The sequence below is a fragment of the Streptomyces sp. SP18BB07 genome (assembly GCF_036322545.1).
Classification (GTDB): domain Bacteria; phylum Actinomycetota; class Actinomycetes; order Streptomycetales; family Streptomycetaceae; genus Streptomyces; species Streptomyces deccanensis.
Genome location: NZ_JAQYWT010000229.1, coordinates 40,998 through 52,097 on the forward strand (window position 1 = coordinate 40,998; position 11,100 = coordinate 52,097).

Annotated in this window: 11 protein-coding genes; 6 read left to right on the forward strand and 5 right to left on the reverse strand. The window is 72.9% G+C overall.

The window, feature by feature from the left end; translation table 11 throughout:
- Positions 1-167: 167 nt before the first annotated feature.
- Complete coding sequence (locus tag PUR53_RS07080) at positions 168-1,337, reverse strand: GGDEF domain-containing protein (RefSeq protein ID WP_329907750.1); 1,170 nt, start codon at positions 1,335-1,337, stop codon at positions 168-170.
- A gap of 175 nt (positions 1,338-1,512) precedes the next feature.
- Positions 1,513-2,322 (reverse strand): enoyl-CoA hydratase/isomerase family protein, encoded by an 810-nt coding sequence (locus PUR53_RS07085; RefSeq protein ID WP_329907752.1) that lies wholly within the window; start codon positions 2,320-2,322, stop codon positions 1,513-1,515.
- 1,477 nt (positions 2,323-3,799) lie between these two features.
- On the opposite strand from PUR53_RS07085, the gene PUR53_RS07090 reads away from it, so the two are divergent.
- Entirely contained in the window at positions 3,800-4,357 is a 558-nt protein-coding gene (locus PUR53_RS07090) for a hypothetical protein (RefSeq protein WP_329907753.1), read from the forward strand.
- Positions 4,358-4,461: 104 nt separating this feature from the next.
- On the opposite strand, the gene PUR53_RS07095 is transcribed toward PUR53_RS07090, so the two are convergent.
- Positions 4,462-5,625: an adenylate/guanylate cyclase domain-containing protein gene (locus PUR53_RS07095; RefSeq protein ID WP_329894708.1), complete on the reverse strand. Its 1,164-nt coding sequence runs from the start codon at positions 5,623-5,625 to the stop codon at positions 4,462-4,464.
- A 355-nt stretch (positions 5,626-5,980) separates the two neighbouring features.
- The gene (locus PUR53_RS07100; RefSeq protein ID WP_329907754.1) at positions 5,981-6,853 is read right to left on the reverse strand and encodes a biotin--[acetyl-CoA-carboxylase] ligase; all 873 of its coding nucleotides are present in this window, start codon (positions 6,851-6,853) and stop codon (positions 5,981-5,983) included.
- A 152-nt stretch (positions 6,854-7,005) separates the two neighbouring features.
- Between PUR53_RS07100 and PUR53_RS07105 the strand changes: the two genes are divergently transcribed.
- From PUR53_RS07105 to PUR53_RS07120, 4 genes are all read left to right on the forward strand, one after another.
- Complete coding sequence (locus PUR53_RS07105) at positions 7,006-8,604, forward strand: acyl-CoA carboxylase subunit beta (RefSeq protein ID WP_329894710.1); 1,599 nt, start codon at positions 7,006-7,008, stop codon at positions 8,602-8,604.
- Between the two features lie 16 nt (positions 8,605-8,620).
- Positions 8,621-8,830 (forward strand): acyl-CoA carboxylase epsilon subunit, encoded by a 210-nt coding sequence (locus PUR53_RS07110; protein WP_239756905.1) that lies wholly within the window; start codon positions 8,621-8,623, stop codon positions 8,828-8,830.
- A gap of 72 nt (positions 8,831-8,902) precedes the next feature.
- A complete protein-coding gene (gene mmpB / locus PUR53_RS07115) occupies positions 8,903-9,031 on the forward strand; it encodes a morphogenic membrane protein MmpB (protein ID WP_086784515.1) in 129 nt (42 codons plus the stop codon).
- 356 nt (positions 9,032-9,387) lie between these two features.
- The gene (locus PUR53_RS07120) at positions 9,388-10,011 is read left to right on the forward strand and encodes a Maf family protein (protein ID WP_329907755.1); all 624 of its coding nucleotides are present in this window, start codon (positions 9,388-9,390) and stop codon (positions 10,009-10,011) included.
- Positions 10,012-10,020: 9 nt separating this feature from the next.
- Here PUR53_RS07120 and PUR53_RS07125 read toward each other — a convergent pair whose 3' ends face one another.
- Positions 10,021-10,536, reverse strand: coding sequence for a hypothetical protein (locus PUR53_RS07125; protein ID WP_329894712.1), 516 nt, complete (start codon positions 10,534-10,536; stop codon positions 10,021-10,023).
- Positions 10,537-10,929: 393 nt separating this feature from the next.
- On the opposite strand from PUR53_RS07125, the gene PUR53_RS07130 reads away from it, so the two are divergent.
- A partial coding sequence (locus PUR53_RS07130; RefSeq protein WP_329894716.1) for a biotin carboxylase N-terminal domain-containing protein occupies positions 10,930-11,100 on the forward strand: 171 nt, incomplete at its 3' end.

Here is an 11,100-nt window from a genome sequence, read left to right on the forward strand (position 1 = left end):
AGAACGATCGGAGCTTGCTCAGAGATTGATCAGAACGCGCAGGTCAGAGCCGTACGGGTCGCAAGAGGCGAGTAGGGTCGAGATCTCGGACCGGCCCACGGCCCACTCCCCCTTGGCCGTGGGCAGCCCAGGACCGCGCGCCGACTCGACCCGTCGCGCGGCCCGCCCTAGGACCGGCGCCCTCGAATGCGGCGCCGGTCCCCCGGGTGCGCGGGATCGACCGGCGCGGGCGGCCGGTCGGCGAGGCTCACCACCGGATCCTCGGCGCCCTCCCCCTCCCGTCCCGCGACGACCGGTTCGACGGAACCCGCCGCCTTGGCCCGGTACTGCGCCGCGTCGGCCAGCCGGAAGAGCCGCCGGGCCGAGCGCAGGGGCCCGATCGCGTCGCCGGTCGACGCGACCCCGCAGGCGACCCCGTCCCCCGGCTCCAGCTCCCGCGCCCGCACGCACAGATCTCCGGCGACCCGCACCACGTCGTCCGACGACGGCCCCACCGTGAGCAGACAGAACTCGTCCCCGCCGAGCCGCGCCACCAGCACGCCCCGCAGCTCGGCCGCGCAGCGCGACAGGACGGAACCGAACCTCTCCAGCAGTTGATCCCCCATCGCGTGCCCGTAGGAGTCGTTGACCTTCTTCAGCCCGTTGAGGTCGCAGACGACCAGGCTGATCACCGTGCCGTCACGCCGGTGCGCCTCCATCGCCTCGTCGAGCCGGAGGTCGACCGCGCGCCGGTTGCCCAGCCCGGTCAGGGGGTCGGTGAAGGCGAGCCGTCGGGCCTCCTCCAGCCGCTCGGACTGCGCGAGCCCGGCCGCCACGACCGAGGCGAGCACGGTCGCGAACGCGGCGTCGTCACCGTGGAAGACGGGCTCCCCCGCGGGCCGGGCCACATACAGCTCGCCCCACGCCCGGCCGTTCAGCACGACGGGCGCCACCACACAGCAGCCGCGCCCGCGCCGGCGCAGCGCGGCGACGCGCTGATGGCAGTAGCCGCCGGGCAGCCGCCCGCTGACCGGCCCCGCGGCCGTCTCCACCCAGGCGTTGGGCTCACCGCCCTCCAGCCACCGCTCGTGCAGGAACTCCGCGATCTCCGGGAACTCGTGCACCGGATACGTCTCGTCCTCCGGGAACTCCTCCTCGTCCGCCGCCCGGTTCCCCACGTTCACCAGCACCCGCAGCAGCCCGCGCTCCCGCTCCCACACGGACAGCGCGGCGAAGCTCCCCGACAGCGCCCGACACGATCCGTCCGCGGCCGCCCACCACGTCTCCCGCGACGTACGCGCCCCCGCCATCCCCCGCGCCAACGCCACCACGGCCCTCAGCCGCCTGTCCTCTCCCATCACCCCAGGCTAGGTAGCTTTGCCCTGTTTGGGGACGTTAGTGGAGCGAACAGGGGTACGGCCCACAAGCACCGCCGCCGAAACGGCCACCAAGCGCACGTACGCCGGGGCCGGCCGAGCCGGCGCCACCACCGCCGGGCAGCCGGAACCCGCTCACGCCCGGGCAGGCGCTCGCTCACTCCCCCGGCCAGGCCGGCTTCCGCTTCTCGTTGAACGCGGCCACGCCCTCCGCCCGGTCACCCGAGAACGCGACCGAACGCCAGGCCGCGTCCTCGATCTCCAGGCCGCCCCTCAGGTCGAGGCCGTGCCCCAACCGCAGTGCGCGCTTGGCCGCGCGCAGCCCGACGGGCGAGTTCGCGGCGATCCGCTCGGCGAGTGCCAAGGCCTCCGCCCGGTCCCGCCCCTCCTCCACCAACTGGTCCACGAGCCCCAACTCCCGCGCCTCCTCGGCCTCCAGCCGCCGGGCTGTGAAGATCAGCTCGGCGGCCCGCGCGGCCCCCACCCGACGCGGCAGCAACTGCGTGCCCCCGCCGCCCGGGATCACCCCCACCGACACCTCGGGCAGCCCCACCACCGCCGTACGGTCGGCCACGATCAGGTCGCAGGACAGGGCGAGTTCGAAGCCGCCGCCCAGCGCGAAGCCGTGCACGGCGGCGATCGTGGGCATCGGCAGCTCCAGTACGCCGGTGTAGGCGGCGCGGGCGACGGGCCGCTGGCGCACCAGGTCGGCGTCGCTGAAGGAGTTCCGCTCCTTCAGGTCCGCCCCCACGCAGAACGCCCGCTCGTGCGTCGACGTCACCACGACGACGCGTACGTCCCGGTCGGCGGCGAGCGCACCGCAGGCCGCCGCGACGGAGCGGGCCATGTCGGTCGACACGGCGTTCATGGCCTTGGGCCGGTCCAGCGCGAGTTCGGCGACGTACCCGTGCCGCCGCACCACGACGAACTCCCCGAACCGCCGCTCCTCCGCCTGCCCCACACCCATGACATCCTCCAGTTAACGCCAGTTAACAACCCCCACGATCATCCCAGCCCCCCTCCCCGGACGAAACCCCGACCGCCCGACGAATGCGAGGGCCGAGCCGAGAAGCGCACACCGGGCCGCAGACGAGCACGGGCGGCCGCTCAAGGTCAGGCCTCCGGGGACCCCCGGGTCCGGCGGCGACCGCTTCGAGGGCCGACCGTTCGGGAACCGCCCGGTTCGAGGCGCGGCGCATACGGGCACGGCAGCTCGGGAACCGCGGGATGCGCGAGCAGGTCGCTTCGGGGGCCGACCGTTCGAGGGCGGGCCGGTTGCGGGCAGGGCAGACCGGAGACCAACCGATTCGCGGGCCCAACCCATTCGCGACTGGTCGGTTCGCGAACCAACCAGTCCAGAAGCGCACCGATCCAAGGGCCGGCCGGTCGACGGGCGTGGCCAGCGGACGGGTCTGGCCAGAGGTCGTGGCTGGCGGATGGGCCCGATCGGCGGGCGCGATCGGTCGGACCGGTCGGACCGGTCCGACCGTCGAGCGTGAGCGGCGGAGAGTCCGTCGGCGGGCGATCGGCGGACGGGTCCGCTCGGCGGGCGAGCATCGTCGGCGGACGGACCCGGTCGGCGGGCAAGTCCGGTCGCCGGGCAAGTCCCGTCAGCGGGCCAGTGCGGTCGGCACGCGTGAGCGGCGGACGGGTCCGTCGGCGGGCGATCGGCGGACGTGGTCTGCGGACGGCCTGGTCGGCAGGCAAGTCCCGTCAGCAGGCAAGTCCGGTCAGCGGGCGAATCCCGTCAGCGGCGCCTCCCGGCCCGCCCCGCTCTGCCAACCCACCCTGCTCTCCCAGCCCCCGCCCTGCCGGCCCACTCTGCTCTCCCAGCCCCTCCTCTGCCCGAGCCGCCCCGCCCAGCCCAGCCATTCCCCGTCGGCCCGCCCCCGCCGGCACTCCGCTGAGGGGCGTAACCCGGGAGCCCCCCAGCCACCCCAACGGGAGCTCTCACGGCGCGTCCCATTGACAAACCCCGGCGTCCTTTTCCCCGTACGGGTGACATCCGGGCCTTCTCCGGCCACACGCCCCACCCCGGCGCATAACCTGCGCTCCGCCATAGGCGCACCGAGGGACACGGGCGCGCAGGGGAGGGACGAACCATGACGACGAACACGGCCACCCGGCCGACGCAGACCACACCACGGGCGCCACAGCAGCCACACACGGCAGCGGTGCCCCCCACGACCCGCACGTCCACAACGCCACCGGAGGCACCCCCAAGACCGCAACCAGCGCCGTCGGCGGGCCCGGCAGCGCCCTCACCCCCCTGGAAGCCGTCCGCAGCCCCGACGAACCGCACACCCCCCTTCGCCCCCACCAAGCCGGGCACCGCCACGCAACCCCTGCCCCAGGCCGACCACACCCCCGACCACCCCGCCCCCCGCCCACGAGGCCGACACCGGCGGCCTCGACAGCGGAAACTGCTGTTCGCGGTGGGCGGCATGGCCCTCGCGGCGGGCGCGCTGAGCCTCCTTCGCCTGTCGTCGGACCCGGTGGGCGGCGTCGGCGCGGCCGGCCCGGCCCCGAGCGCGGCGGACGACATCACGGACGGTACGACCGAGGCCGGGGCCACCGTGGGCGACGAGCCCTCCACGGACGCGGGCGCCCCGACCGCCGACACCCCCATGGGCAGCGGAAACCCCACACCCGCACAGCAACCCCCGTCATCGGGAGGGCCCGCCCCCACGCCGACCCCCTCCGCCCACCAGCCGGCCCCCTCGATCGGCGTCGACATCCCCTCCGCCCCCGGCGCCCGCGACCTCCCCAGGACCCCACCGGCCCCCGACACGTCAGCGGCGCCCCGCGCCCCGGAGGCCCCCCGCCCCACCGCTCCCGCACCGACCCAGCCCCCGGCGGCAGCCCCCCAGCAGCCGACCGCACCGGACTCCCCGACCACACCGACCGCCCCCGACGACACGACGACACCCACGAAGCCCACCAAGCCGGGCCTCTGCGTCCCGATCGTCGGCCTCTGCGTCAACGACGCCCTGAGCAGGTAGCGGACATCAGCCACCCCAACGACAGCCACAGCCGCAGCCACAGCCATCGCCGCAACCGCAGTCGAAGGACGAAGAGAAGCCGCCCACCCGGCGGCTTGCTCCCCTCACGTCTTGCCCGGCCTCCGCGTGAGCAGCCACGGCTGGACCACGCCCAGCCCGCGCACCGGTCGTTGCCACATCGGCTGGAGGGCGAAGCGGTAGGTCGGAGGTTCCTCGCCCTCCTTCTCCGCGGCGGCCGCCGCTTCGGCGGCCTCGGCCTCGGAGGCGGGCGCCTCGCCCGTGCGGGTCAGTTCCTCGGCGAAGGCCCCGTCGACGAGGACCGCGTCCTTCGGCGCTATCGAGGTGAGCCGGCTCGCGAGGTTCACCGTGGACCCGAAGACATCACCCATCCGCGTCGTCACCGTCCCGAAGGCCATGCCGACGCGCAGCTCGGGCATGGTCTCGTCGTTGGCCATGGTCTCGATGAGGCGCAGCGCGATCTCGGCGGCGACACCCGCGTCGTCCGTGGCGTACAGCACCTCGTCCCCGAGGGTCTTGATGAGCCGCCCCCCGTTGGCCGCCACCAGATCCGCCGCCGTGGTCTCGAAGGCCTCGACCAGCTCGCCGAGCTCCTCCTCCTCCATCCGACGGGTCAGCCGGGTGAACCCGACGAGATCGGCGAAGCAGACAGCCAACCGCCGGTCGACCATCTCCTCGTCGTCGGCGGCCTGGACGACCCGACCGGTCGCGGCGGCCAGCTGGCGCCGCCAGACATAGACGAGGAACTCCTCCAGCTCCGGCAGCAACAGCTCGACCAGCGGATACGTCACCTCGGTGCGGGTCATCCCCGGCTCCGGCGGCTCGGTCAGCCCCTCCAGGAAGGAGTCGATCTGCCACTCGGCCAGCCGCGCGGTGGTCTGCCCGGTGGAACGGGCCACCTGCACCGCCATGGCCTCACTCAGCAGCCCCGCCTCCACAAGACCGGCGAGACGCCGCAGCGCGAGCACGTCGGCCTCGGTCAGCGCCTTGGCCTGACCGATGTCCGCGAAGCCCATGGCCCGCCAGAAACGGGACGCCAGCTCCATGGAGACCCCGGCGCTGCGCGCCGCCTGAAAAGGGGTGTACCGGCGCTCGGCCCCGAGGATCAGCCCTTCGAGCCGTAGCGCCAGCGGGTCCTCCTCGTCGGCGTCCACGCCGTGGGGCTCGCCCCGCTCGAGCGAAGCCGAGAGAGGGGGCGGCTCCACGCGGCCATCCGCGTTCGTGCCGGAGCCCGTGTCCTCGACGCTCACTCCTGCTGCCCTTCCGATCTCCCGCGGTCACGTACTCGACCGGCCTCAACTCTACGGCAGGTGTGCGCCAGCTCACTCCGTCAGGTGGGCCCGATGGTGGACGCCCCGGCGGGCAGCCGCACTCCGCCGCCCCTGCCAGCTGCGGGCAGTCGTGCCGCTGGGACGGCACGGGTGGGCGCGGGCGGCACCCGGCAAGCGCCGCGAGCGAAACCCGCCCCAGCCCAACACCACTCCCGGGTCCCCTCCCCCACCCCGCCCACACATCACTCAGCACACACCTGCCCCACCACGCACACCCGCCCCCTGCACGCCCCACCAGGCACACCCGCCCCCTGCCCGCCCCGAGGCACGCCCGTCACACAGGCCGCAGATGCACGATGTCCCCCGCCCCGACCGGCTCCTGCACGCCCTCCCCCGTGGCGAGGACCAGCCGCCCGTCCCCGTCCACGGCCACGGCCTCCCCCACCACCGACCGGTCCCCGGGCAGCTCGGCCCGCACGGTGCGCCCCAGCGTCGCGCACCCCGCGGCGTAGGTCTCCTGGAGACCGCTCTCGGCCGGATCGCCCCCGGCGGCCCGCCACCGCCCGTACCAGTCCTCCAATGACCGCAGCACGGCCCGCAGCAGCGGGTCACGGTCCGTGCTCACGGCGCCGGCGAGCGCCAGCGACCCGGCCGCGGGCACCGGCAGCTCGTCCTCGCGCAGGCTGACATTGACGCCGATCCCGATGACGACACCCTCCGCGCCCGCGCGCTCCGCGAGGATCCCCCCGGCCTTGCGCTCCTCTCCCCGTACGGTCACCAGCAGGTCGTTCGGCCATTTGAGGGCCGTGTCGACCCCGGCGGCCCGGGACAGCCCGGTCGCGACCGCGACGCCGGTGAGGAGCGGCAGCCAGCCCCAGTGCCGAATGGGCACCTCGACCGGCTTGAGCAGGACCGAGAAGAACAGACCGGAGCGCGGCGGCGCGGTCCAGACGCGGTCGAGGCGGCCCCGGCCCGCGTTCTGTTCCTCGGCCACGAGCACCGCGCCCTCGGGGAGCCCGTCGGCCCGTCCCGCCAGGTCGGTGTTGGTGGAACCGATGACGGGCACCACGTCCAGGGAGCTCCACAGCCCGCCGTCCCGGACCAGGGCCCGGCGCAGGGCGGCGGAGTTGAGGGGCGGCCGGTCCAGGTCGGACCAGCGTCCACCCGACGTGTCGTTACCGTCGTCTGAGGCATCTCGCGGCGTCATGCAACCCACCCTAGGTGTGGTAAACGCCGCACTGCCGACCGGTAGGTGCAGCACTACTCTACGGATGAGTAACCACGCACACTTCTGAGCACCACCGCGCAGCACGTACCGATCCCTCACGTCCCCATGAGCAGGCAGGGAGCCGCATCCCGATGTCCGAGCCGGTTGAGTCAGCACACATCGACATCCACACGACCGCGGGGAAGCTCGCGGATCTGCAGCGCCGTATCCATGAGGCGACGCACGCCGGCTCCGAGCGCGCGGTGGAGAAGCAGCACGCCAAGGGCAAGCTGACGGCCCGTGAGCGGATCGAACTGCTCCTCGACGATGACTCCTTCGTGGAGTTCGACGAGTTCGCCCGCCACCGCTCCACCGACTTCGGCATGGAGAACAACCGCCCCTACGGCGACGGCGTCGTCACCGGCTACGGCACGGTCGACGGCCGCCCGGTGGCCGTCTTCTCCCAGGACTTCACCGTCCTCGGCGGTTCCCTCGGCGAGGTCTTCGGTCAGAAGATCATGAAGGCGATGGACTTCGCCCTCAAGACCGGCTGCCCGGTCATCGGCATCAACGACTCCGGCGGCGCCCGCATCCAGGAGGGCGTCATGGCGCTGGGCATGTACGGCGAGATCTTCCGCCGCAACACCCACGCCTCCGGCGTCATCCCCCAGATCAGCCTGGTCGTCGGCCCGTGCGCGGGCGGCGCGGTCTACTCCCCCGCGATCACCGACTTCACGGTGATGGTCGACCAGACCTCGCACATGTTCATCACCGGCCCGGACGTCATCAAGACGGTCACCGGCGAGGACGTCGGCTTCGAGGAACTCGGCGGCGCCCGCACCCACAACGCCACCTCCGGCGTCGCCCACCACATGGCCGGCGACGAAAAAGACGCCATCGAGTACGTCAAGCAGCTCCTGTCCTACCTGCCCTCGAACAACCTCAGCGAGCCCCCGGCCTTCCCCGAGCAGGCCGACCTCACCGTCACCGACGAGGACCGCGAGCTGGACACCCTCGTCCCCGACAGCGCCAACCAGCCCTACGACATGCACACGGTCGTCGAACACGTCCTGGACGACGGCGAGTTCTTCGAGACCCAGGCCCTGTTCGCCCCGAACATCCTCACCGGCTTCGGCCGCATCGAGGGCCACCCGGTCGGCATCGTCGCCAACCAGCCGATGCAGTTCGCCGGCTGCCTGGACATCGACGCCTCCGAAAAAGCGGCCCGCTTCGTCCGCACCTGCGACGCGTTCAACGTCCCCGTCCTGACCTTCGTCGACGTCCCCGGCTTCCTCCCCGGCGTCGGCCAGGAACACGAGGGCATCATCCGCCGCGGCGCCAAGCTCATCTACGCCTACGCCGAAGCCACCGTCCCCCTCATCACCGTCATCACCCGCAAGGCCTTCGGCGGCGCCTACGACGTCATGGGCTCCAAGCACCTCGGCGCCGACCTCAACCTGGCCTGGCCCACCGCCCAGATCGCCGTCATGGGCGCCCAGGGCGCGGTCAACATCCTGCACCGCCGCACCATCGCCGCCGCCCCCGAAGCCGAACGCGAAGCCGTCCGCGCCCGCCTCATCCAGGAGTACGAGGACACCCTCCTCAACCCCTACACCGCAGCCGAACGCGGCTACGTCGACGCCGTCATCACCCCCTCCGACACCCGCCGCCACCTCGTCCGGGGCCTGCGCCAACTCCGCACCAAGCGCGAGTCCCTGCCCCCGAAGAAGCACGGCAACATCCCCCTCTAGCCCCCGGAGCCCAGCCATGACGATCAAGGTCGTACGGGGCAACCCGACCCCCGAGGAACTGGCCGCGGCCCTCGCGGTCGTCCGAGCCCGCGCCGCGGCGGCGGCCACCGAACCACCCCACGCGCCCGCCCCCCGCGACGCCTGGTCCGACCCGTCCCGCATCGCCGCCCACCGCCTGCCGGCCCCGGGCCCGACCACCTGGAGCCGCACCTACTGGCCCGGCTGAGCGGAACCTCTCCTACCGAATTGAGTACGCGTACTCAGGCGCCCGGCCCGCCGGGCGGCGCACCATCGCACCATGCTCTGGTCCGACCCTGAGAACGAGCCGCCGAAGGAACTGCGCGACACGCAGGCCATGCTTCGGCGGCTCGGCGTGCTCATGGCCTGCGCCATGCTCCTGGCCATGCTGGTCCTGGGCATCCTCTGAGCACCCCGGCGGCGGTGAGGCCGCGAACGGCGAGAAGGGGGCGTGTCGGGGGGTGTCCGCCCGCAGCGGTTGGCGCGTCAACAGGCTGAACTTCTCAGCCGACCGATTCCGCGCCGTTCCGAGGACGGACCCCCCGGCGCGCCCCCGACCCACCCAGCGCACCGGCGCCCAAGCCCCCACGGCGGGACAGCCGCGCCCCTGAGGGGCGCGAGGAACTGCGCGACCAGCCCCCACCCGCCTGCACCCACCAACGCCCCCTACCCGGCCCGCACCCACCAACGCCCCCTACCCGGCCCGCACCCGCCAACGCGCCCCACCCGGCCCGCACCCGACAACCCACGCAATACCCTGAGTGCATGACCGCCCCACAAACGCGCCGCCGCCTGATCCTCGCCTCCCAGTCCCCCGCCCGCCTGAACCTCCTGCGCCAGGCCGGCCTCACCCCCGAGGTGATCGTCAGCGGAGTGGACGAGGACGCCGTCACCGCCCCCACGCCCGCCGACCTGGCCCTCGCCCTCGCCGAGGCCAAGGCATCGGTCGTGGCGGCCAGACCGGAGGTCAAGGGCGCCCTCGTCATCGGCTGTGACTCGGTCCTCGACCTCGACGGCGAGGCCCTCGGCAAGCCGGCGGACGCCGAGGAGGCCACCGCCCGCTGGAAGTCCATGCGCGGCCGTGCCGGCACCCTCCAGACCGGCCACTGCGTCTACGACACCGCCACCGGCCGCTACACCTCCGCGACCGCCTCCACGGTCGTCCACTTCGGCGACCCCTCGGACGAGGAGATCGCCGCGTACGTCGCCTCCGGCGAACCCCTTCACGTGGCGGGCGCGTTCACCCTCGACGGCCGCTCGTCCCCGTTCATCGACGGCATCGACGGCGACCACGGCAACGTCATCGGCATCAGCCTGCCCCTGCTGCGCCGCCTGCTGGCCCAACTCGGCGTGGCCATCACCGACCTGTGGACCCCTCGCACCGACTGACGCGACCCCTCACGAACCCCCGGGCACCGCCGGAGCAGCCGGCTCCGGCCCCCCGGCAGCCCCGGCTCCCCCGGCCCCGCCAGCACCCCCGGCACCCCCGGCACCCCCACCCGGCACCGCGTCAGCAACCCCGCCCTGCCGGTCGTACGTCATCAGCGTGAGCAGCACCAGGCCCAGCACCACCATCATGAACACGAACGCGCCCCACCCGACCAGTCCCACCGCGAGCGCCCCGAGCAGCCCGTGCACGACGGCGACGCTGATGAGCAGGATCCTGCCGAGCCCGGCGGGCGGCCGGTTGCGCAGGGCCACGAGCAGCGCGACCACGCCGCAGAAGACGAAGTAGAGGCCGAAAAGAACACCCCCGGCCTTCGTGGAGACGGACATCGCGCCGGAATCCAGCCCGGCGAGCGACATCTGCTGCCGGTCGACGACGGTGCCGAGAAGCCACTGGACCCCGGCGATGCCGAGCCCCTCCACGAACAGCACGATCGCCGTCGTCACCGCCACCGGTCTGCGGATCACCCGACCCCACCCACTTCCGATCTCGTCCTGCTGCTCTCAGCGCCTCGCCGCCCCGACGCGTTACCCCAGGTAGGTGTTCGAGACATCGCGAACGCTACTAACGGGTAAACCTCGGGACAAGGGTTCTTACGAGAGCAAAGAATCGTTGGGCCATTAGTAGGGACTCCACAAAGAAACCCAACCGGCCGCAGCGCGGCCGCACAGAGACCTTGACCACATCGGAGGGCTAGGGTTTTCGTGTGGAGTCCTGCGCCATGCTGTGCGACAAGGGATTTCGCGGGTTGAGTGAGCCTCGATTCACGCTCCGTGTGGGCAAGCTCACCATTGTGGACGGGTCGAAACGCCGTGTCGGCAGTCCCTAAACTCGGCTTGTTTCAAGGAGAGGGAGCCATCGTGCGCAAGGTGTTGATCGCCAACCGAGGCGAAATCGCTGTCCGCGTCGCCCGGGCGTGCCGGGACGCCGGGATCGCGAGCGTGGCCGTGTACGCCGATCCGGACCGGGACGCGCTGCATGTGCGGGCCGCGGACGAGGCGTTCGCGTTGGGCGGTGACACTCCGGCGACC

What these genes read in the sequence shown, in the direction of transcription:
- PUR53_RS07080 (WP_329907750.1), bottom strand. Translation starts at nt 1,337, where the DNA reads ATGGGAGAGGACAGGCGGCTGAGGGCCGTGGTGGCGTTGGCGCGGGGG.
- PUR53_RS07085 (WP_329907752.1), bottom strand. Translation starts at nt 2,322, where the DNA reads ATGGGTGTGGGGCAGGCGGAGGAGCGGCGGTTCGGGGAGTTCGTCGTG.
- PUR53_RS07090 (WP_329907753.1), top strand. Translation starts at nt 3,800, where the DNA reads ATGGCCCTCGCGGCGGGCGCGCTGAGCCTCCTTCGCCTGTCGTCGGAC.
- PUR53_RS07100 (WP_329907754.1), bottom strand. Translation starts at nt 6,853, where the DNA reads ATGACGCCGCGAGATGCCTCAGACGACGGTAACGACACGTCGGGTGGA.
- PUR53_RS07105 (WP_329894710.1), top strand. Translation starts at nt 7,006, where the DNA reads ATGTCCGAGCCGGTTGAGTCAGCACACATCGACATCCACACGACCGCG.
- PUR53_RS07110 (WP_239756905.1), top strand. Translation starts at nt 8,621, where the DNA reads ATGACGATCAAGGTCGTACGGGGCAACCCGACCCCCGAGGAACTGGCC.
- mmpB (WP_086784515.1), top strand. Translation starts at nt 8,903, where the DNA reads ATGCTCTGGTCCGACCCTGAGAACGAGCCGCCGAAGGAACTGCGCGAC.
- PUR53_RS07120 (WP_329907755.1), top strand. Translation starts at nt 9,388, where the DNA reads ATGACCGCCCCACAAACGCGCCGCCGCCTGATCCTCGCCTCCCAGTCC.